The 21,916-nt window shown below is 69.7% G+C and carries 18 protein-coding genes; 11 read left to right on the top strand and 7 right to left on the bottom strand.

Annotated elements, in window-relative coordinates:
- Positions 1-31: 31 nt before the first annotated feature.
- Entirely contained in the window at positions 32-1,660 is a 1,629-nt protein-coding gene (locus ASD78_RS06255; protein ID WP_056099213.1) for a sulfite reductase subunit alpha, read from the top strand.
- Between the two features lie 208 nt (positions 1,661-1,868).
- On the opposite strand, the gene ASD78_RS06250 is transcribed toward ASD78_RS06255, so the two are convergent.
- Positions 1,869-2,540, bottom strand: coding sequence for a HutD family protein (locus ASD78_RS06250; protein ID WP_055903191.1), 672 nt, complete (start codon positions 2,538-2,540; stop codon positions 1,869-1,871).
- A gap of 235 nt (positions 2,541-2,775) precedes the next feature.
- Positions 2,776-3,123, bottom strand: coding sequence for a ComEA family DNA-binding protein (locus ASD78_RS06245; protein ID WP_055903193.1), 348 nt, complete (start codon positions 3,121-3,123; stop codon positions 2,776-2,778).
- Positions 3,124-3,338: 215 nt separating this feature from the next.
- Here ASD78_RS06245 and ASD78_RS06240 point away from each other — a divergent pair, with 215 nt between their 5' ends.
- A complete protein-coding gene (locus ASD78_RS06240; protein WP_055903195.1) occupies positions 3,339-4,829 on the top strand; it encodes a M20 family metallopeptidase in 1,491 nt (496 codons plus the stop codon).
- A 361-nt stretch (positions 4,830-5,190) separates the two neighbouring features.
- Positions 5,191-5,433 carry a GlsB/YeaQ/YmgE family stress response membrane protein gene (locus ASD78_RS06235; protein WP_055903196.1) on the top strand — a complete coding sequence of 81 codons (243 nt, stop codon included), beginning with the start codon at positions 5,191-5,193 and terminating at the stop codon, positions 5,431-5,433.
- A gap of 516 nt (positions 5,434-5,949) precedes the next feature.
- Here the strand turns inward: ASD78_RS06235 and cysN are convergent.
- Complete coding sequence (gene cysN, locus ASD78_RS06230) at positions 5,950-7,821, bottom strand: sulfate adenylyltransferase subunit CysN (RefSeq protein ID WP_056099210.1); 1,872 nt, start codon at positions 7,819-7,821, stop codon at positions 5,950-5,952.
- Positions 7,821-8,720, bottom strand: coding sequence for a sulfate adenylyltransferase subunit CysD (gene cysD / locus ASD78_RS06225; protein ID WP_056099207.1), 900 nt, complete (start codon positions 8,718-8,720; stop codon positions 7,821-7,823). The genes cysN and cysD overlap by 1 nt, the downstream gene beginning before the upstream one ends.
- 267 nt (positions 8,721-8,987) lie before the next feature.
- Between cysD and ASD78_RS06220 the strand changes: the two genes are divergently transcribed.
- Genes ASD78_RS06220 through ASD78_RS06210 form a run of 3 tightly spaced genes read left to right on the top strand, consistent with a single transcriptional unit; the run spans position 8,988 to position 13,304 of the window.
- Entirely contained in the window at positions 8,988-10,805 is a 1,818-nt protein-coding gene (locus ASD78_RS06220) for an assimilatory sulfite reductase (NADPH) flavoprotein subunit (protein WP_056099204.1), read from the top strand.
- A gap of 1 nt (position 10,806) precedes the next feature.
- Positions 10,807-12,561: an assimilatory sulfite reductase (NADPH) hemoprotein subunit gene (cysI, locus tag ASD78_RS06215; protein ID WP_056099201.1), complete on the top strand. Its 1,755-nt coding sequence runs from the start codon at positions 10,807-10,809 to the stop codon at positions 12,559-12,561.
- Positions 12,558-13,304, top strand: a complete 747-nt coding sequence (locus ASD78_RS06210; protein WP_055903207.1) for a phosphoadenylyl-sulfate reductase — start codon at positions 12,558-12,560, stop codon at positions 13,302-13,304. The genes cysI and ASD78_RS06210 overlap by 4 nt, the downstream gene beginning before the upstream one ends.
- On the opposite strand, the gene ASD78_RS06205 is transcribed toward ASD78_RS06210, so the two are convergent.
- Complete coding sequence (locus ASD78_RS06205) at positions 13,301-13,876, bottom strand: TetR/AcrR family transcriptional regulator (protein WP_056099198.1); 576 nt, start codon at positions 13,874-13,876, stop codon at positions 13,301-13,303. The genes ASD78_RS06210 and ASD78_RS06205 overlap by 4 nt on opposite strands.
- A 129-nt stretch (positions 13,877-14,005) precedes the next feature.
- On the opposite strand from ASD78_RS06205, the gene ASD78_RS06200 reads away from it, so the two are divergent.
- Positions 14,006-14,671 carry a hypothetical protein gene (locus tag ASD78_RS06200; protein ID WP_056099196.1) on the top strand — a complete coding sequence of 222 codons (666 nt, stop codon included), beginning with the start codon at positions 14,006-14,008 and terminating at the stop codon, positions 14,669-14,671.
- 14 nt (positions 14,672-14,685) lie between these two features.
- Here ASD78_RS06200 and ASD78_RS06195 read toward each other — a convergent pair whose 3' ends face one another.
- Positions 14,686-15,669: a LysR family transcriptional regulator gene (locus ASD78_RS06195; protein WP_055903214.1), complete on the bottom strand. Its 984-nt coding sequence runs from the start codon at positions 15,667-15,669 to the stop codon at positions 14,686-14,688.
- 289 nt (positions 15,670-15,958) lie between these two features.
- On the opposite strand from ASD78_RS06195, the gene cysG reads away from it, so the two are divergent.
- A complete protein-coding gene (gene cysG / locus ASD78_RS06190) occupies positions 15,959-17,386 on the top strand; it encodes a siroheme synthase CysG (protein WP_056099193.1) in 1,428 nt (475 codons plus the stop codon).
- Between the two features lie 43 nt (positions 17,387-17,429).
- On the top strand, positions 17,430-18,407 hold the full coding sequence (gene cysK / locus ASD78_RS06185) for a cysteine synthase A (RefSeq protein ID WP_056099190.1): 978 nt from the start codon (positions 17,430-17,432) through the stop codon (positions 18,405-18,407).
- Positions 18,408-18,607: 200 nt separating this feature from the next.
- Here cysK and ASD78_RS20570 read toward each other — a convergent pair whose 3' ends face one another.
- Entirely contained in the window at positions 18,608-18,826 is a 219-nt protein-coding gene (locus ASD78_RS20570) for a hypothetical protein (RefSeq protein ID WP_056099187.1), read from the bottom strand.
- Positions 18,827-19,843: 1,017 nt separating this feature from the next.
- On the opposite strand from ASD78_RS20570, the gene ASD78_RS06175 reads away from it, so the two are divergent.
- Positions 19,844-20,860, top strand: a complete 1,017-nt coding sequence (locus ASD78_RS06175) for a phosphotransferase (RefSeq protein WP_056099184.1) — start codon at positions 19,844-19,846, stop codon at positions 20,858-20,860.
- A complete protein-coding gene (gene murU, locus ASD78_RS06170) occupies positions 20,857-21,555 on the top strand; it encodes an N-acetylmuramate alpha-1-phosphate uridylyltransferase MurU (RefSeq protein ID WP_056099180.1) in 699 nt (232 codons plus the stop codon). Before ASD78_RS06175 ends, murU begins: the two co-directional genes overlap by 4 nt.
- The last annotated feature ends 361 nt before the right edge of the window (positions 21,556-21,916 follow it).

Genomic DNA, 21,916 nt, shown 5'->3' with positions numbered 1-21,916 from the left:
GCAGATGCAAGCGTCCGAATCCTCCTCCGCCATGCGGCGCATCGACGCCGGCACCGTCGGCAACGCAGTGGTGCTGCTCGCGCTGATCGCGCTCGCCTGCCTGCTGCTGCATTGGCAGGCCGAACCGGTGCGCTGGCTCGCGCCGGGGCGCGACCGTCTGCTATGGGCGGCGGGACTGGCGACGGCCTACGCCGGCTTCGTCGGCGGCGTCGCCTGGGTGCGCGCGCGCCGCCGGCGCGCGCAGGCGCTGCCGCGCGCGGCCGCCGACGGCGCCAACCAATGGCTGGTCGCGTTCGCCAGCCAGACCGGGCACGCCGAATTCCTGGCGCGCCGCAGCTGGCAGACCCTGGCCGACAGCGGCGTCGGCGCCGACCTCCTCATGCTGGGCGCGCTGGACGCAAACGCGCTCGCGCGCTACCGCCAAGTCCTGTTCGTGGTCAGCACCACCGGCGAGGGCGACGCGCCGGACTCGGCTGCGCGTTTCGTGCGCGTCGTGCTGGGCGCCTCGGCCGCCCTGCCCGGCCTGCGCTATGGCGTGCTGGCATTGGGCGACCGCCAGTACGAACAGTTCTGCAGCTTCGGCCACCGCCTCGATCATTGGCTGCGCCATGCCGGCGCCGAATCGATGTTCGACCTGGTCGAAGTCGACGACGGCGACGCCGGCGCGCTGCGCCATTGGCAGCATCACCTGGGCCTGCTCGCCGGGCATACCGAACTGCCCGACTGGAGCGCGCCCTCGTACCGACCGTGGCGGCTGAGCGAGCGCGTGCACCTCAACGCGGGCAGCGCCGGCGGCCCCGCGTTCCATGTCGCGCTCACACCGGAAGACGCGGCCGATCTGCAGTGGTTGGCCGGCGACATCGCCGAGATCGGCCCACGCAACGGCGAGGCGGACGTGGCGGCATGGCTGCTCGCGGCGAACCAGGACGGCGCGGCCGCGGTCGGCATCGGCAATGAAACCGACACGCTCGCCGCGCTGCTGCGGCGCTCGCGCCTGCCCGATCCGGCGACGATGCGCGCATCGTCGCCGCAGGCCATCGTCGCGGCGCTGCAGCCGCTGCCGCATCGCGAGTATTCGATCGCATCGCTGCCGGCCGACGGCAGTCTGCAATTGCTGGTGCGGCAGATGCGTCAGCCCGATGGACGCCTGGGCAGCGGCAGCGGCTGGCTGAGCGCGCACGCCGGCCACGGCGAACGCATCGACCTGCGCATCCGCCGCAACCCGTCCTTCCATGCGCCCGCCGACGCGCGGCCGATGATCCTGATCGGCAACGGCACCGGCATCGCCGGCCTGCGCGCATTGCTCAAGACCCGCGTCGCCGCCGGTCATACGCGCAACTGGCTGCTGTTCGGCGAGCGCAGCGCGGCCCACGATTTCCACTACCGCGACGAGCTCGAGGGCTGGCTGCGCGAAGGCCGCATCGAGCGCATCGACCTGGCGTTCTCGCGCGACAGCGCCGAGCGCGTGTACGTGCAGCAGCGCCTGCGCGAGCAGAGCGCGCGCCTGCGCGAATGGCTGGACGCAGGCGCGGCGGTCTACGTCTGCGGCAGCCTGGAAGGCATGGCGCCGGGGGTCGATGCGGTGCTGCGCGAAACGGTGGGCCTGGAAACGCTGGAGGCGATGGCGCTGGATGGGCGTTACCGGCGCGACGTGTACTGAGCGAGCGCTTTGCGCGGGCTGTGGGACCGGTTGAACATGCCCGCAACAGGCCACGGACATCGATGTCCATCTCCGCTGGCGGGAGAAGGCGCCCGAAGGGCGCATCCCAAAGAGTGGATGAGAGCGACACGATTCCGGTGAGTCCGCACGCGTGCGACGTGCGCTCACCCACACCCGCAGCCGCGAGCGGGAGCAGGCCTAAGCGGGCCTAAGCGGGCAAGGGATTCAAGCCGGAGAGAGGCCCCGCCTGTTCGGCGACCGCAGCCACCCGCACCAGCAACACCTCGCCACCGCCTTCCAGCACCGCGCGCAGGCGTTCCCCGCCCGCGGCCAGCACCGCGGTGTCGCCCGCCGCCAGCGGCGGCAGGCCGGTGTCGTCGGCGAAACGCGCATGGCCGGCCATCAGGTGCACGGCCCAGGTCTGGCCGGGCTCGGCGAAGATCACCATCGGCCCGACCAACGGCCGGTGCCAGAGCTGCGCCTGCACGCGCTCGCGCCGCCACATCAGGTTGAAGTCGTGGGTGGTGCCGTCGACCAGTTCGCCGTGCACGCCGCGTTCGCCGGCGAAGCGCAGCTTGTCGTGCGGCGGATGCAGCTCGTGCAGTTCGCCGTCGTCGAAGCGCAGGCGCAGGCCGTTGCCGCTGAGCAGCACCAGCTCGCGCTCGATCCCGGGAAACGCGGAGAACGCGGCATCCTGCTCGATCTCGGCGATCGACAGCCGCCAGTCCCAGTCGTCGCCGGCCGCGGGCCGCGCGGCGGCGTCCAGGCGCAGGATCTCGCGGGTCCAGCCGAGCTGGTTGCGCCAACGCTCGCGCCGGTACTCGTTGGCGGGGATCACCCAGGAACGGCTGCCGCCGTCCGCTTCGTTGCTCTGTGCCATGGCGCTTCGTCTGCCGGGATGGCCAGAGTCTAACCAGCGATGGCCACGCGCAGCAGGCCGGAGCGCGGGGCCTGGCGGGGCAGGCCTTTGTCCATGCCCAAAAAAAGCGCCGCCGCCCGCGGATCCTTCCGCGAACGGGCGGCTCACATCCTTGTCCAGGGTCTCCCCCTGCATTCGTCGGGCGTCCCTGCCCGTGCGTTGCCGGTCCGCGCATCCATGCGGGGCCGACGGTCCGTCAGCGGCGGCTGGCCGCGCGCTGGGCGTTGCCGCCACCGGCGGCGGCAGGCGCGGCCGGCTTGGGAGCGGGGCCGGCGCCGCCGACCACGATGCGGTCGCGGTTCTTCTCGACGGTCTTCAGGCCGATGCCCTTGACCTCGGCCAGCTGTTCCGGACTGCGGAAGGCGCCGTTGGCCTTGCGGTAGGCGACGATGGCCTCGGCCTTGGAGGCGCCGACGTTCAGCAGGACGCGGTCCAGAGTGGCGGCGTCGGCGCTATTGATGTTCACCTGTTCGGCGGCATAGGCGCTGCCGGCGAGCAGCAGGGACAGGACCAGCGAGCGGGCGGCGATTGCGAAAGATTTCATATTGTTCAGCTCCTTGAGGTGGGATTCCGTTCCGGTGCCGGCGGGGCTTTCCGTAGGTGTCCGCCGGTGGAAACAGTCTCCGCAACTCGACGGGGCCAGCGTATCGCCGCACCGGCCGCGAAAAAGCCAGTGAAAGCCGCACCGCAGGGTAGGAAAAGTCCTACACGGCGCGGAGGCGTAAACTTGCCGGTCTAATCCCCAGCTCGAGGCTATCCATGGACGCCAGCAAGGTCGACCGCTACGTCAGCGAAAAATGGGACGACGAAATCGTCCCGCAACTGGTTGAATACATTCGTATTCCCAACAAATCGCCGATGTTCGATGCGGACTGGGTCAAGCACGGCTACATGGACGACGCGGTCAAGCTGATGGAGTCCTGGGCGCGCGCCCAGACCATCCCGGGCATGCAGATCGAGGTGGTGCGCCTGGAAGGCCGCACGCCGCTGATCTTCATCGACATCCCGGCCTCCCAGGGCGGCAGCAACGAGGATTGCGTGCTGCTGTACGGCCACCTCGACAAGCAGCCGGAAATGACCGGCTGGGACGCCGACCTCGGCCCCTGGAACCCGGTCATCAAGGGCGACCGCCTGTACGGCCGCGGCGGCGCCGACGACGGCTATGCGATCTTCGGTTCGCTGGCCGCGATCATGGCCCTGCAGGAACAGCAGCTGCCGCACGCGCGCTGCGTGATCCTGATCGAGGCCTGCGAGGAATCCGGCAGCTACGACCTGCCGGCCTATGTCGACCACCTCGCCGACCGTATCGGCAAGCCTTCGTTGGTGGTGTGCCTGGATTCGGGCTGCGGCAACTACGAGCAGCTGTGGTGCACGACCTCGCTGCGCGGCCTGGCCGGCGGCAACTTCACGGTCAAGGTGCTCAGCGAAGGCGTGCACTCCGGCGACGCGTCCGGCATCGTGCCGTCGAGCTTCCGCCTGCTGCGCCAGCTGCTGTCGCGCCTGGAAGACGAGACCAGCGGCAAGATCCTGGTCGAAGGCCTGTACGTGGACGTGCCCGAGGAACGCCTGGAGCAGGCGCGCCAGGCTGCCAAGGTGCTGGGCAACGCGGTCTACGACAAGTTCCCGTTCCTGCCCGGCATGAAGCCGATGGCCAGTGAGCTGTCGGAACTGGTGCTCAACCGCACCTGGCGCCCGGCGCTGTCGGTCACCGGCGTGGACGGCATGCCGCCGCTGTCGTCGGCCGGCAACGTGCTGCGCCCGCACACCTCGGTCAAGCTCAGCCTGCGCCTACCGCCGACCCTGGACGGCAAGCGCGCCGGCGAGCTGCTCAAGGAAGTGCTGGAACGCGACCCGCCGTACGGCGCGCAGGTGACGATGGAGCTGGAGAAGGCCTCGACCGGCTGGAACGCGCCGGCGCAATCGGGCTGGCTGACGCGCGCCATCGACGCCTCCAGCCGCGAGTTCTTCGGCCAGCCGGCGATGTACATGGGCGAAGGCGGCACGATTCCGTTCATGGGCATGCTCGGCGAGAAGTTCCCGGGCGCGCAGTTCATGATCACCGGCGTGCTCGGCCCGCACTCCAATGCGCACGGCCCGAACGAGTTCCTGCACATCCCGATGGGCAAGCGCGTGACCGCCTGCGTCGCGCGCGTGGTCGCCGAGCACCATGCGGCCAGCCAGCGCGGCGAAACCAGCGGCGTGGCCGCGGTGGCCGGCGGCGAGCAGCACGGCGATCACGGCTGCTGCTGATCGCGACAGCGCCGATCGGGAGACCACCGATCGGCGCGATGCGCCGTGCCGGAGCCGACAGGTCCGGCGCGGTCGGATGAAGCGGTGCACGGTATGCGTCGGCTTGCGATGGATCGCGGCGCACCGGGGTCACTGCACGGACCCGCCGCTGCGGTCGTGGAGCGAGACGACGCGGCCGGTGTTGGCGGCATCAGGTTGGTGCCGATGAACGGCCGATCGCCAGGCAGCTCGCCGGCGACAGGCACGCTTGTAGTGCCCGCACTGAGATCGCGCCCCCGAAGCGCCGCGCCGCGACACCGCGCTCACCCTCCTGACTGCTAGGATCGCCTGGCATCACCACGACCCTGAGGAGGGGAAGGCTATGGGCGGTATCGTTTATACGATCATCATCGGTGCGGTCATTGGTGTGCTGGCTCGTTTCTTCAAACCGGGCGCCGACCCGATGGGTTGGATCCTGACCATCCTGCTCGGCATCGCCGGCGCCTACATCGGTAGCCTGCTCTATGGCGGCGCCGGACTGATCGGCTTCATCGTCTCGATCATCTGCGCAATCGTGTTGCTGTTCCTCTACGAGATCATCCGCAGCAAGACCGCGAAACGCTGACGACGGTTCGCGCGGCGATACGGGCGCCCCGGCTTTGGTCGGGGCGTTTGCGTTTTTGGGGGGAGTTATCGCGCTGCTGCAGCGCCCCCTTCTCCCGCTAGCGGCGCCCGAAGGGTGTGCAAGGCTGAGAAGCTGCCCGGAGGGCGGATGAGGGTGGTGGGGCGAGGTTGATCTGCGCACTTGCGGCGCTGCCCTCACCCCAACCCCTCTCCCGCAAGCGGGAGAGGGGCTCCAGTGCGTAGTTGAATGGATCGGCAGCGCGCGTTTGCGGCAGCGGCAGGATCCCCTTCTCCCGCTAGCGGCGCCCGAAGGGTGTGCAAGGCTGAGAAGGTGCCCGGAGGGCGGATGAGGGTGGCGGAACGAGGTTGAACTGCGCGCTTGCGGCGCTGCCCTCACCCCAACCCCTCTCCCGCCAGCGGGAGAGGGGCTCAGGTGCGCAATCGTTCGAGAGGGAGCACGCGATTGCAGAGTCGGCGGTGAGCGAGGCTCGGGCTCGCGGAGCCATGCACCGCCCGCTCACCCCAGCAACCGATCAATCACCCGCTGCGCCAACGCCTCGGCATCCTGCTCCACCGTGCTCAGCACCAGCTCCGGCGACTCCGGCGCTTCGTAAGCCGAATCGATGCCGGTGAAATTGGGAATCTGCCCGGCGCGGGCCTTGGCGTACAGGCCCTTGACGTCGCGTTGCTCGGCCACCGCCAACGGCGTGTCGACGTAGACCTCGACGAACTCGTCCGGACCGAACAGTTCGCGCGCCATGCGCCGCTCGGCGCGGAACGGCGAGATGAAGCTGACCAGCACGATCAGGCCGGCGTCGGTCATCAACCGCGCGACTTCGGCGACGCGGCGGATGTTTTCGACCCGGTCCTCGTCGGTGAAGCCCAGGTCCTTGTTGAGGCCGTGGCGGACGTTGTCGCCGTCGAGGATGTAGGTGTGGTGGCCGAGCGCGTGCAGGCGCTTCTCGACCAGGTTGGCGATGGTCGACTTGCCCGAGCCCGACAGGCCGGTGAACCACACGCAGCGCGGCGTCTGCGCCTTGCTGCGCGCGCGTGCGGCCTTGTCGACGTCGACGTGCTGCCAATGGATGTTGCCGGCGCGACGCAATGCGAAATCGAGCGTACCAGCGGCGACGGTGGCGTTGTCTTCGCGATCGATCAGGATGAAGCCGCCGAGCGCGCGGTTGTCGCCGTAGGCCTCGAACGCGACCGGCTGGTCGAGGTTGAGGTTGCAGTAGGCGACCTCGTTGAGTTCCAGATGCTTGGCGGCGAGCTGCGCCTGGGTGTTGACGTCGATCTTGTGCTTGATCTCGGTGACCGTGGCGCTGACCGTGCGCGTGCCGATCTTCAGCCAGTACGGCCGCCCAGGCAGCAGCGGGCTCTCGCCCATCCACAGCAGGTGCGCGGCGAACTGATCGGCGACCTGGGCCGGCGCGGCCGCCGAGGCGATCACGTCGCCGCGACTGATGTCGAGTTCGTCGTCCAGGGTCAGGGTGATCGCCTGGCCGACGCCGGCCACGGCGAGGTCGCCGTCGGCGGCGACGATGCGCGCGACCTTGGAGCGCCGGCCCGAGGGCAGCACCGCGATCTCGTCGCCGGGCCGCACTTCGCCCGCGGCGACGGTGCCGGCGAAGCCGCGGAAGTTCTGGTTCGGCCGGTTGACCCACTGCACCGGCAGGCGGAAACCGATGTCGGCTTCGTCGCGGCCGACGTCGACGGTTTCCAGGTGCTCGAGCACGCTGATCCCGCGGTACCAGGGCATGGCTTGCGAGCGCTGCAGCAGGTTGTCGCCGCGCAGCGCCGACAGCGGAATCGCGGTCACCTGGGTGATGCCGCGCTGGGCCGCGAGTTCGCGGTACTCGCCGGCGATGGTTTCGAACACGCCCTGGTCGTAGCCGACCAGATCCATCTTGTTGACCGCGAGCAGGACGTGGCGGATACCGAGCAAGGCCGCGATATAGGTGTGGCGACGGGTCTGGGTGAGCAGGCCCTTGCGCGCATCGACCAGGACCACGGCCAGGTCGGCGGTGGACGCGCCGGTGGCCATATTGCGGGTGTACTGCTCGTGGCCCGGGCAGTCGGCGACGATGAACTTGCGCCGCTCGGTGCCGAAGTAACGGTAGGCGACGTCGATGGTGATGCCCTGCTCGCGCTCGGCGGCCAGGCCGTCGACCAGCAGCGCGTAGTCGATCTCGCCGTTCTGGGTGCCGTGGCGGCGGCTGTCGGCGCTGAGCGCGGCGAGCTGGTCGTCGAACAGCAGGCGGGTGTCGTGCAGCAGGCGCCCGATCAGGGTGCTCTTGCCGTCGTCGACGCTGCCGCAGGTGATGAAGCGCAGCAGGCCCTTGGATTCGTGCAGATGCAGGTAGGCGGCGATGTCTTCGGCGGCGGCCATCAGAAATAGCCCTCCTGCTTCTTCTTCTCCATCGAGGCGGAGGGATCGTGGTCGATCACCCGGCCCTGGCGCTCGGAGGTGGTCGCGACCAGCATCTCGGCGATGATCTTCTCCAGGCTGTCGGCCTCGGATTCGATGGCGCCGGTCAGCGGATAGCAGCCCAGCGTGCGGAAGCGCACCCGGCGCAGTTGCGGGCGTTCGCCCGGCTCGAGCGGCAGGCGTTCGTCGTCGACCAGGATCAGCGCGCCGTCGCGTTCGACCACCGGACGCTCGGCGGCGAAGTACAGCGACGGCACCGGGATGCTCTCGCGGTAGATGTAGAGCCAGACGTCGAGTTCGGTCCAGTTCGAGATCGGGAACACGCGCACGCTCTCGCCGCTGCGGATGCGGGTGTTGTAGAGGTTCCACAGTTCCGGGCGCTGGTTCTTCGGGTCCCAACGGTGTTGTTCGTTGCGGAACGAAAAGATCCGCTCCTTGGCGCGCGACTTCTCCTCGTCGCGGCGGGCGCCGCCGATCGCGGCGTCGTGGCGCGCCGCATCCAGGGCCTGCTTCAGGCCCTGGGTTTTCATCACGTCGGTGTGGACGCTGGCGCCGTGGCTGATCGGGCCGATGCCGCGGGCCAGGCCGTCGGGATTGGTGTGCACGCGCAGGTCGACGCCGGTTTCGGCGGCGCGGCGGTCACGGAAGGCGATCATCTCGCGGAACTTCCAGCCGGTGTCCACGTGCAGCAGCGGGATCGGCGGGCGCGCCGGGTAGAAAGCCTTGAGCAGCAGGTGCAGCAGCACCGAGCTGTCCTTGCCGACCGAATACAGCATCACCGGGTTGCGGAACTCGGCCGCTACCTCTCGAAGAATGTGGATGCTCTCGGCTTCCAGGCGGTCGAGATGGCTCAGATCCAAGGTCGGGCTCGTGGCTGTGGGACGTGCGAAGTCGCCGCGCCGGGGCCCGGCGCGACCGGGACTATCTGACCACAGAAGGGAATCGGGAGACATGCCAGAGGACGACGTACCAGCGAACGGGCCGCCATTAGGCGGTCGCGGCCGCCTGGGCCGGAAATGAGCGCAGGGCATGAATGCATAACCGAGCATCCTTTCCGCGCGCGCCGCCCGGGTCCTAGCCTGCAGGCTCCGAACCTTGCCGTTCCCTACCCCGAGCCCGCCCTCGCCATGCCCGCGCCCGCGTCCGCGCTACTCGCCAACCCAGCCTCCCCGCTGACCGAGGACCGGCAGTCTGCGCTGCTGCGCCTGACCGACGGCCTCGACCGCGACGGCCTGTGGTGGTTGTCCGGCTACGCCGCCGGCCTGGCCGCGCGCACCGCCGGCGGCGCCCCGGCGCCGTCCCCGCTCGCGCCCGAGGCCCGCACCGGCGAGCGCCTGACCGTGGTCTACGGCAGCCAGACCGGCAATGCCAAGCGCCTGGCCGAACAGCTCGCGGCCCAGGCCGAACAGGCCGGCCTGTCGGTGCGCCTGCTGCGCGCCGACGCCTACCCGACCCGCGAACTCAAGAACGAGCGCCACCTCTACCTGGTCGTCAGCACCCAGGGCGACGGCGATCCCTCCGACGACGCCCGCGGCCTGGTCGAGTTCATCGCCGGCAGGCGCGCACCCGAGCTCAAGCAACTGCATTACGCGGTGCTCGGCCTGGGCGACTCCAGCTATCCGCAGTTCTGCGCGATCGGGCTCAAGCTCGACGCGCGCCTGGCCGAACTGGGCGCGACCCGGCTGCTGGCCCGCGCCGATGCCGACCTCGACATCGAAACCGTCGCCACGCCCTGGCTGCAGAACGCTCTGGCCGCGGCCAAGGAAGCGCTGAAGCCGAGCACGCCGCGCGCCACGGTGACGCCGCTGCGCCCGCTGGCGGCCACGCCGGCCCACAGCCGCGAGACGCCGTTCGCGGCCGAGCTGCTGGTCAACCAGCGTCTGACCGTGGGCGGCAGCGACAAGGACGTGCGCCATATCGAGCTGTCGCTGGAAGGCTCCGGCCTCAGCTACGCGCCCGGCGATGCGCTCGGCCTGTGGCCGCGCAACCCGCCGGCGCTGGTCGAAGCGGTGCTGCGCAGCCTCGAGCTGGACGGCGACGGCGAGGTCGAACACGGCGGCCAGCGCCTGCCGCTGCGCCAGTGGCTGGGCGAGAAGCGCGAACTGACCAAGCTGGCGCGGCCCTTCGTCGCCAGTCACGCCGCGCATGCGCGCAGCGACGAACTCAACCGCCTGCTGGCGCCGGACAACGCCGCCGCATTCACCCGCCTGCTCGCCGACAGTCAGGTCATCGACCTGCTGCAGCGCTACGAAGGCCATTGGTCCGGCGAGGAACTGGTCGCCGCGCTGCGTCCGCTGACGCCGCGCCTGTACTCGATCGCGTCCAGCCAGAAGCTGGTCGGCGACGAAGTGCACCTGACCGTCGCCCATGTCGAATACGCCAGTGCCGGCGGCACTCGCTGGGGCGCCGCCTCGCACCTGCTCGCGCGCAGCGAAGAAGGCGCGCGCCTGCCGGTCTTCGTCGAACACAACGAACGCTTCCGCCTGCCCCGCGACGGCGCTCGCGACGTGATCATGATCGGCCCCGGGACCGGCGTCGCGCCGTTCCGCGGCTTCGTCCAGGAACGCGCCGCCGACGGCGCCGACGGCCGCAACTGGCTGCTGTTCGGCAATCCGCATTTCCGCAGCGACTTCCTCTATCAGACCGAATGGCAGGCGGCGCTCAAGTCCGGCCAGCTGCATCGCCTGGACCTGGCGTTCTCGCGCGACCAGGCCCACAAGATCTACGTCCAGGACCGGCTGCGCCAGGCCGGCCGCGATCTCTACGACTGGCTCGAAGGCGGCGCCCATTTGTACGTCTGCGGCGATGCCACGCGCATGGCCCGCGACGTGCACGCCGCGCTGCTGGCGGTCATCGCCGAACACGGCGGCAAGAGCGCCGAAGACGCCGAAGACCACCTCAACGCCTTGCAGCAACAGGGCCGCTACGCCCGGGACGTGTACTGATATGGCCGCGCATTCGGTCGAAGACATCAAGCGCGGAAGCTTGCGCCTGCGTGGCAGCCTGCTCGACAGCCTGGCCGACCCGGTCACAGGCAGCCTGCGCGAGGACGACCAGACCCTGATCAAGTACCACGGCAGCTACCAGCAGGACGACCGCGACATCCGCGAGGAACGCCGCCTGGCCAAGCTGGAACCGGCCTACAGTTTCATGATCCGTACCCGCACCCCGGGCGGCGTGGTCAGCCCGGCGCAGTGGCTGAAGCTGGACGCCATCGCGACCACCTACGCCGAACGCGGCCTGCGCATCACCACGCGCCAGGCGTTCCAGTTCCACGGCGTGATCAAGACCGAACTCAAGCCGACCATGCAGGCGATCAACGCCGCGCTGATCGATACCCTGGCCGCGTGCGGCGACGTCAACCGCAACGTCGCGGTCGCCGCCAATCCGCAGCGCTCGCAAGCGCATGCGGCGGTGTACGCGCAGGCCGCCGCATTGTCCGAACACCTGCTGCCCAACACCCGCGCCTACTACGAGATCTGGCTGGACGAGGAGCGCGTCGTCGGCAGCGGCGGCGAGGAAGAACCGATCTACGGCAACGCCTACCTGCCGCGCAAGTTCAAGATCGGCTTCGCGATCCCGCCTTACAACGACGTCGACGTGTTCGCCCAGGACCTGGGCTATATCGCGGTGCTCGACGAAGCCGGCGAACTGCTCGGCTACAACGTCAGCGTCGGCGGCGGCATGGGCGCGACCCACGGCGATCCGGAGACCTATCCGCGCCTGGGCAACGTGATCGGCTTCGTCACGCCCGACCAGGTCGTCGCGGTCGGCGTAGCGGTGGTCACCGCCCAGCGCGATCATGGCAACCGCGCGGTGCGCAAGCGCGCGCGCCTCAAATACACCATCGACGACCATGGGCTGGACTGGTTCCAGGCCGAAGTCGAACGCCGCGCCGGGTTCCCTCTCTCCCCGGCGCGGCCGTTCGCCTTCATCCACAACGGCGACCGCTTCGGCTGGGTCGAAGGCGAGGACGGGCGCGCGCACCTGACCCTGCGCATCCCCGCCGGCCGCATCGTCGACGGCGAATCGGCCGACGGCAGCCAGGTGCGCCATCTCAGCGGCCTGCGCGAACTCGCGCAATTGCTGAGCGAACACGAAGACGGCGCGACCGCGGAATTCCGCATGACGCCCAACCAGAACCTGACCGTGGCCGGGATCGCGCCGGGCCTGCGCGAGCGCGTCGACGCGCTGATCGCGCAGTACGCGCTCGACGGCTATCGCGAGGCCAGCCCCTTGCGTCGCAACGCCCTGGCCTGCGTCGCCCTGCCGACCTGCGGCCTGGCCATGGCCGAAGCCGAGCGTTACCTGCCGGAGCTGATCGGCAAGGTCGAAGGCCTGCTGCATAACCATGGCATCGGCGACGCGCCGATCCATCTGCGCATCAGCGGCTGCCCGAACGGTTGCTCGCGTCCCTACCTGGGCGAGATCGCCCTGGTCGGCAAGGCGCCCGGCCGCTACAACCTGATGCTGGGCGCCGATCACCGCGGCCAGCGCCTCAACACCCTGTACCGCGAGAACATCGCCGAGCCGGAGATCCTGGCCGCGCTCGATCCGCTGTTCGCCGGCTACGCCGCGCAACGCCAGCCCGACGAAGGCTTCGGCGACTACCTGCTGCGCAGCGAAACCGTCGCGATTCCGCCCCACGCCATCCGACCGGGCATCCCCGTCACGGTCGTCGCCACCGAGGTCCGCGCATGAGCCCTCCCGATCCGATCACCGCCGCCGAATCGCCGCGCGCGCTGGCCGATCTCAACCGTTGGCTGGAGCGCCTGAGCGCGCAGGACCGCGTGGCCTGGGCGCTGGAGAACACCGCCGGCGAGCATGCGCTCTCGTCCAGCTTCGGTGCGCAGGCCGCGGTATCGCTGCACATGGTCACCCGGCAGGCACCGAAGATTCCGGTGATCCTGGTCGACACAGGCTATCTGTTCCCGGAGACCTATCGCTTCGTCGACGAGATGAGCCAGCGCCTGGACCTCAACCTCAAGGTCTACCGTCCGCAGATCGGCGTCGCCTGGATGGAAGCGCGCATGGGCCGTATCTGGGAACAGGGTGTGGACGGCATCGAGCGCTACAACCGCTTACGCAAGGTCGAACCGATGCAGCGCGCCTTGAACGAACTCGGTGTGCGCACCTGGATCGCCGGCCTGCGCCGCAGCCAGTCCAGCACCCGCGCCAACCTCGACATCGTGAGCCTGCGCGACGGCCGCTGGAAACTGCATCCGCTGGCCGACTGGACCGATCGCGACGTCTGGCATTACCTGCAGACGCACGACCTGCCCTACCACCCGCTCTGGCACGACGGCTACGTGTCGATCGGCGACGTCCACACCACCCGCAAGCTGGAAGCCGGCATGCGCGAGGAGGACACGCGCTTCTTCGGGCTCAAGCGCGAGTGCGGCCTGCACTTCGACGATGAAGGGACGGCGGAGCAGGCGGCTTAGGGCGCGCGGGTTTCAAGAGCCCCCTCCTGCCCCAGCAAAGCCGCGCAATCCCGCAGCGCCATCTCGCGCAGCACGCGCGCCAGTTCCGGCGCCCCCAGCACCAGATCGCCGGCCAGCCATGCGCTGATCGTGCCGAACATCGCCTCGGCCACGTAGACCGCCGCCGCGCGACGGCGTGGTGTCGGCGCCGACGGATGCAGGCGCGCCAGCTGCCGCTCGATCAATATCGCCAACACTCGCGCCATCGCACGCCGCGACGACTCGCGCCGGTACGCGCGCGCGTTGGCGCGATTGCCCCAGAAGTGCTGCAAGGTCGCCAGCACCCGGGCCGGATCCGCGTCGGCATCGACCGCCACGGCCAGGCCCTCGAACGGGTAACGCACGGTATCCAGCAGCAGGTCTTCCTTGCCCCGATAGTGCTCGTACAGGGTCGAGCGGCCGACGCCGGCACGCGCGGCGATGTCGGCCACCGAAATCTCGTCGTAGCCATGCGCGAAGAACAATGCGACGAAGGCCTGGCGCAGGGCTGCGAGCGTACGCTCGACGCGCGGGTCGTCGGGGGCGGCGCTCATGCGCTTTCCGGACAATCGCGCGGATGCGTCCGGAAACGCCCGCGACCGCGTCCGCCGCACCAGCGACCACGGCTAGGCTGCGCAGCAACGCAGACCGGAACCCCGACGCCGATGAATTTCCCTAGCGACATGCACGCCCCCGTCCGCATCCCGTCCAGCGATCGAGCGATCGGCTCGATCATCGGCATCGCCACCTTGTTGGCGATCCTGATGATGGCACACCACCCGACCGTGTCCGCTCACGGCATGCCCGAGGTGGTCGCCGAGATCGCGCGTAAAGCCGCGCTCGACCGTTACGTCCACGGCGGCCTGATCGCCTTGCTGGCGGCGTTGCTGTTCGGCTTCGGCGAATACTCGGCGCGCGCGGGCATGGATCGGCCATTGGTGCGCGCCGCCTTGCTGGCCTACGCCATCGGCGTGGCCGCCAGCATCGGCGCGGCGCTGATCAACGGCATCGTCGCCCCCGAACTGAGCCTGCGCTATGTCGGCGCCGACGCTTCCGCATTGGAGCAACTGCGCCACCTGCTGCGCCTGTGCTGGCGCGGCAACCAGGCCTTGGCCGGCCTGGGCGAGATCGGACGCGGGCTGGGCGTGGTGCTGTGGTCGTGCGCCTTGCTGCACTTGCGCCGCAATCGCGTGCTCGCCGCGTTCGGCCTGTTGGCCGGCGGTGTGCCGGCGCTGGCGATCGCAGCGGGCGCACTGCGCCTGGACTTGCACGACGCGATCCTGGCCCTGTCGGCGCCGGCGGCGTGGAATCTCGCGCTGGCGGTGCAATTGCTGCGCGGCAAAGCCTGAGCCGAACGCTACGCTCAGGCAGCGGTCGTGCGCATCAGTTCTTCCCAGCTCGGCGCGAGCGGCCACTGCGCTTCCAGGTTGCCCTCGAGCACCCGGCGCAGGTCGCGACGGTCGATGTGCGGGGCCAGGCCGTGCAGCAGTTCCAGCGCGTAGTCGCGCAGCACGCGCGCGCGCGGGATCACCGCCCAGGTCACGCATTCGGGCAGCGCGTCGGGCGCGGTGAGCGCCTTGAGGTCCTCGTCGCGGCCGGTCACGGCCATTTCGGCGAGCACGCCGACGCCGAGGCCGGCGCGCACGTAGGTCTTGATCAGGTCGGCATCGCGCGCGGTCATCGCCAGTTGCGGCTCGAAACCGCCAGCCGCGAAGGCGCGCCGCAGCGAGGACTCCGGACGGGTCGAGGATTCGTAGCTGATCAGCGGATGCGCGGCCAGTTCGGCCAGGGCCGGAGCGCGCTTGAGCGACGCCAGCGCATGCGTGCGCGGCACCAGCACCACCCGCCGCCAACGGAACAGCGGCACCGCCAGGCCGCCCTCGGGCGCGGCGCCGGCGGTGCTGATCACCGCCAGATCGGCGTTGCCGTGCGACAGATGCTCCAGGACTTCGCCGTCGGCGGTCGCCTGCAGATGCACGCTGACCTCCGGGAAGCCGCGCTTCACGTTCGCGATCACCGGCGGCAGCACGTAGCGGGCCTGGGTGTGGGTGGTCGCCAGGACCAGGCGGCCGGCGTGCTGGCCGCGTTCGTTGGCGGCGTAGGCGCGGATGTTGCCGGCCTCGTCGAGGATGCGGCGCGCATGCGCGAGCACGCGTTCGCCGGCCGGGGCGATCGCCTCCAGGCTGCGGCCCTTGCGCACGAACAGCTGGAAGCCCAGTTCGTCCTCCAGCTGCTTGAGCTGCTTGGACAGACCGGGCTGGGTCGCGTGCACGCGCTCGGCGGCCAGGGTGATGTTGAGGCCGGAGTCGGCGATCGCGACGAGGTAGCGGAGTTGGGTCAGGGTCATAACGGCGGTATCCGAAGCAGGGAGATCACGGGACGACGGCAGGCGGCGGCGCGGCGGCAACACCCGGGCATCCGGCAGGACCTCGCGTTCACGTTTATCTCTCTATTCGGATGAAAGGATTTATAGCCTAAGCCGCCCCATGGCTCCTGTCCAGTAGTGTCCGCCCGCCGGGGGCGCGGCGCTCATGCCGTTAGGGCATGGGCACAGGCGGGGGCGTCATTTCCCCCGCCGGGCCGGGATTTGTAGGTTCGATCCATCGTCCCCGGCCTGTCGCGCCCCGACCCAGCCCATGAGCACCCGTCTTTTTCCCTTGTTCGCCGCCCTGCGCGGCCGCGCCGTTCTCGTGGTGGGCGGCGGCGCGGTCGCGCAGCGCAAGGCCGAGGCCTTGCTGGAGGCCGGCGCGCAGGTGCGGGTCGGCGCGCCCGCGCTGCAGCCGGCCCTGGCCAAACTGGCCGCGCAGGGACGCATCGAGCACCTGCCCGGCGAATTCGCCGAGCACTGGCTGGACGAGGTCTGGCTGGCGATCGCCGCCACCGACGACGTAGCGGTCAACCGCGCCGTCGCCGCGGCCGGCGAAGCGCGCCGGGTCTGGGTCAACGTAGTCGACGACGCTGAGGCCTCGAGCTTCCACGTGCCGGCCAGGGTCGAGCGCGGACCGCTGCAGATCGCGATTTCCAGCGGCGGCGGCGCGCCGATGCTGGCGCGGCACCTGCGCGAACGCCTGGAGACCCAACTCGATCCCTCGCTGGGCGAACTGGCCGAGTTGCTCGGCCGCGAGCGCCTGCGCATCCGCGCGCGCCATCCCGAACTGGGCGCGCGCCGGCGCTTTTTCGATCGTCTGCTCGACGGCCCGCTGCCGGCCCTGCTGCGCCAGCGTCGCGAACGCGCGGCCGAACGCGCCTTCGCCGCCGCGCTCGAAGAACGCGACCCGGGCGCGCGCAAGGGTTCGGTGGTGCTGGTCGGCGCCGGCCCCGGCGACCCGGGCCTGCTGACCCTGCGCGGCCTGCGCGCGCTCAACGAAGCCGACGTGATTCTGCACGACCGCCTGGTCAGCGCCGACGTGTTGCGTCTGGCCCGGCGCGACGCCGAGCGCATCGAAGTCGGCAAGCAAGCCGGCGACCACCACACCAGCCAGGACCGCATCCACGAACTGATGCTGGAACACGCACGCGCCGGCAAGCGCGTGGTCCGGCTCAAGGGCGGCGACCCGTTCGTGTTCGGTCGCGGCGGCGAGGAAATCGAAGTGCTGCGCGCCCACGGCATCGCCTACGAGGTGGTGCCCGGCATCACCGCGGCGCTGGCCTGCGCGGCCTATGCCGGCGTGCCGCTGACCCATCGCGAGCACGCGCAGTCGGTGCGCCTGGTCACCGCGCACTGCAAGGATTCCGACGACACGCTCGACTGGGCCGCGTTGGCGCAGGAGCGGCAGACGCTCGCGGTCTATATGGGCGTGGCCGGCCTGGACAAGCTGCGCGACCGCCTCATCGCCCACGGCCGCGCGCCCGACACGCCGTTCGCGCTGATCGAGAACGGCTCGCGCGCCAACCAGCGCACCGTCGTCGGCAGCCTGGCCGAACTGCCCGATGCCGCGCTCGCTCACGACGTGCGTTCGCCGGCGCTGCTGATCCTGGGCGAAGTCGCGGCCCTGGCCGAACGCCTGCACTGGCACGGCGCACCGCCGCTGCGCTACGCGCCGGCGCTGGCCGCGGCGGCCTGAGCTGCGTCCCTACCCCTCTCTCCGCTCTTTCCGGATCGCCGCCATGGCCCTGTACGACAGCATCCTCGATACCATCGGCAACACGCCCATCGTCAAACTGCAGCGGATCGCGCCGGCGCACGTATCGCTGTACGCCAAAGTCGAATCCTTCAATCCCGGCGGCTCGGTCAAGGACCGCCTGGCGCTGGCGATCGTGCTCGACGCCGAACGCAGCGGCGCGCTCAAGCCCGGCCAGACCATCGTCGAAGCGACTTCGGGCAACACCGGCATCGCCCTGGCGATGGTCGCCGCGGCGCGCGGGTATCCGTTCGTAGCGGTGATGACCGAAACCTTCTCGGTCGAACGACGCAAGTTGATGCGCGCGTACGGCGCCAAGGTGATCCTGACTCCCGCCGCCGAACGCGGCAGCGGCATGGTGCGCAAGGCCGCGGAACTGGCGGCCAAGCACGGCTGGTTCCTGGCGCGCCAGTTCGAGAACCCCGCCAATCCGGCCTATCACCGCAGCACCACCGGTCCGGAAATCCTGCGCGATTTCGCCGGCAAGCGCCTGGACTACTTCGTCACCGGCTGGGGCACCGGCGGCACGCTCAGCGGCGCCGGCCAGGTGCTCAAGCTGGCCCGCCCCGACCTGAAGATCATCGCCTCCGAACCCGCCGGCGCCTCGTTGCTGAGCGGCAAGGACTGGCAGCCGCACAAGATCCAGGGCTGGACCCCGGACTTCGTACCGGCCGTGCTCGACCGCGGCGTCGCCGACGAGATCCGCCCGGTGGACGATGTGCTCGCCCGCGACACCTCGCGCCGCCTCGCCGCCGAAGAAGGCGTGTTCGTCGGCATCTCCGCCGGCGCCACCGTCGCCGCGGCGTTGCAGGTCGCCGAGCAGGCACCGGCCGGCACGGTGCTGCTGGCGATGCTCCCCGATACCGGCGAGCGCTATCTCTCGACGTTCCTGTTCGAAGGCGTCGCCGAGGGCTCGGATGACGAATGGCTGGCGTCGTTGGAACGGGAAGCCGTAGAAGCCTGACACCGGCGCGTTCGCGTTACGGCTGGATGCGAGCCATCAGCACGTAGTTCTCTCCTCCGCACCTTCGTTCACCACGGGCGCGAATACCGCGCTGAAGTCAGCGTATCCCCGCCCTGCGCGGGGTGACGGAAACCGGGCATCGCCACGATGCCCGTAAGCCCACTGTCGCGGCCTCCCTAGCGCCCTCACCGCCATGCCGCTCAACGATCGCGGTTGCGGTTGCGGTTGCGGTTGCGGTTGCGGCTGCGGCTGCGGCTGCGGCTGCGGCTGCGGTTGCGATTGCCGTTGCCGTTGCGGTTGCGGTTGCCGTTGCGGTTGCGGTTGCGGTTGCGGTTGCGGTTGCGGTTGCGGTTGCCGTTGCCGTTGCCGTTGCCGTTGCCGTTGCATTGGAATCCATTGAGCCGCACTACGACGAGCAACCGTAGACCCGAAGGGCGGCGCGCAGGACGCGCGCCGTTTTTCGAGGAACAGGATGTTCCTTCGAAAAATCACCGCGCCAGCTCCGAATTCGCACGGGAGGGNAGACCCGAAGGGCGGCGCGCAGGACGCGCGCCGTTTTTCGAGGAACAGGATGTTCCTTCGAAAAATCACCGCGCCAGCTCCGAATTCGCACGGGAGGGTTGTCTAGGCAAGCCCTTCTCTTTGGTTACTTTCTCTTGGGCTAGCAAGAGAAAGTGACCCGCTCGCGCAGCGGGCGGAAGCCTTTGCTTAAGAACGAAACCCACGAAGTAGCTGGGATTCGCAATCGCGGCTTACGCCGCTCCCACAGAAAGCGAAGCAAAGCCAATCCGAATCGAAGCCAGCGCGTTAGCCGAAGGTCGCGGTCGCGGCTCACGCCGCTCCTACCCCAAGGCGAGTGGCAAGAGAAAGTGACCCGCACGCGCAGCGGGCGGAAGCTGTTGCTTAAGAACGAAACCAACGCAGCAAACGGAATTCGCGATCGCGACTTACGCCGCTCCCACAGAAAGCAGAAAGCGAAGCCGATCCGAATCGAAACTCGCGCAGCAGCCGAAGGTCGCGGTCGCGGCTCACGCCGCTCCTACCCCAAGGCGAGTGGCAAGAGAAAGTGACCCGCACGCGCAGTGGGCGGAAGCTGTTGCTTAAGAACGAAACCAACGCAGCAAACGGAATTCGCGATCGCGGCTTACGCCGCTCCCACAGAAAGCAAAAAGCAGAAAGCGAAGCCGATCCGCATCGAAACTCACGCAGCAGCCGGAGGTCGCGGTCGCGGCTCACGCCGCGCCCACCCCAAAGCGAGCGGCTGACTCGCATGCCCATCGGACTGCAGCCTTCGACTTAAACCCAAGGCCATAGCGCACCCAGCCAATCAACTCCAAAAAGGCGAAGAGTGCGAACCGTCGGCGACCCCGCATACCTCCACCCCCACCTCAACGTTTACCCTGTGCCCTGGCGGCCCACCCCCGCCCGGAGCCCCCATGTCCCACCCCGAATCACCCGACCGCGCCGACGCGCGCCTGAACTGGGCCCGCGCCGCCACCGGCGACGAGGGCCTGCAACTGCAGCGCGCCTCGGTCGACGCCGGTTTCCGCAGCTACTGGCGCGCAGCGCCCGAGGCCGCCGGCACGCCGGCCAGCGTCATCGTCATGGACTCGCCGCCCGCGCTGGAGGACGTGCGCCCCTGGCTGCGTCTGCGCGAACTGCTGGAACGCGGCGGCGTGCGCGTGCCGCGGGTGCTGGTCGAGGACGTGGAGGCCGGCTTCCTGTTGCTCGAAGACCTCGGCGGCCCGACCCTGGCCCAGGTGATCGATGCCGACAACGCCGACACCCACTTCGAGGCCGCGATCGACCAGTTGCTGAAGCTGCAGGCGATCGCGCCGCCCGAAGGCATGGGCGAGTTCGGCGAGGCCCTGCTGCAGCGCGATGCCGGATTGTTCGAAGAATGGTTCCTGCGCCGCCACCTCGGCCTGGAACTGGACTGCGACGACAGCGATCGACTGGAACTGGTGCAACGCCGGCTGATGGACAACGCCCTGGCGCAGGCCCAGGTGCTCACCCATCGCGACTTCATGCCGCGCAACCTGATGCCGGTGCAGCCAGGCCCGGCGGTGCTGGATTTCCAGGACTGCGTGCGCGGGCCGGTGGCCTACGACGCGGTCAGCCTGTTCAAGGACGCGTTCCTGAGCTGGCCGCTGCAGCGCGTCGACGGCTGGCTGGCGCGCTACCACGAGCGTGCTGTGGCCGCCGGGGTGCCGGTGCCGCCGCTGGCGCGTTTCCGCCGCGACGCCGATTGGCTGGGCGTGCAGCGTCACCTGAAGATCCTCGGCATCTTCGCGCGCCTGCACTACCGCGACGGCAAGACCAAGTACCTGCCCGACGCGCCGCGCTTCATCGCCTACCTGGACGAAGTGCTGCCGCGTCATGCCGAGCTGCAACCGCTGGCGGAGTTGCTGGACGCCCGCATCCGCCCGGCGCTGGCGAGGATTCCGGCATGAAGGCGTTGATCTTCGCCGCCGGCCTGGGCGAGCGCATGCGCCCGCTGACCGACACCACGCCCAAGCCGCTGCTCGCCGTCGCCGGCAAGCCGCTGATCGAATGGCACCTGGAAAAACTCGCGGCCTGCGGCGTGCGCGACGTGGTGGTCAACACCTCGTGGCTGGCGCAGCAGTTCCCGCAGGCGCTCGGCGACGGCGCACGCTGGGGCCTGCGCATCGTCTATTCCTATGAAGGCGCCACGCCGCTGGAAACCGGCGGCGGCATGCTGCACGCCCTGCCCTTGCTCGGCGATGCGCCGTTCCTGCTGGTCAACGGCGATGTCTGGACCGATGCCGACTTCGCGCGCCTGCCGCGCGAGCCGGCCGGCCTGGCGCATCTGGTGATGGTGGATCGGCCGCCGCAGGCGACCCAGGGCGATTTCGCGCTCGACGCCGACGGCCTGGTGCGCAGCGACGGCGAGCAGCGCCTTACCTACGCCGGCCTGGGCGTCTACCGGCCGCAACTGCTCGACGGTTGGCGCGCGCACAGCCGCGACGCCGGCGCCGACGAAACGCCGCCGCGCTTCCGCCTGGCGCCGATCCTGCGCGCACACATGGCCGGCGGCCTGATCAGCGGCGAACACCACCGCGGCCGCTGGACCGATGTCGGCACGCCGCAACGGCTGGCCGAACTCGACGCGGCCTTGTCGGGCTAAGCGGATCTGATACACGCCAACGTCTGCGGCGGCGACACGCGGGACGAAGCGCTGCGACGGCGCTGCGGGCCGGCGAACCCGAGCCGCACAGGCGTCCCGCATAGGCACGGCGTAAGCCGCGATTCGTGTCGACGCACGAATGCGTTCGACGCAGGCCCGTGTTGCAGCCGCGGTGCGCCGCTCCTGCACAGAAGCCCCCCACCGCAACACGATCCAAGCTATGCAAGGTCACCGGATCTGGCACCACGAGCGAACGTCTTTCACTGTAGGAGCGGCGTAAGCCGCGACCGCGACACCTGCCTGCGTCGGATGCCCAGTGTTTCCGCGCTACTGCAATCGCGGCTCACGCCGCTCCCACAGG

The organism is Lysobacter sp. Root667 (assembly GCF_001427715.1).
GTDB lineage: Bacteria > Pseudomonadota > Gammaproteobacteria > Xanthomonadales > Xanthomonadaceae > Lysobacter.
This window is presented reverse-complemented; position numbering and strand designations above follow the sequence as displayed.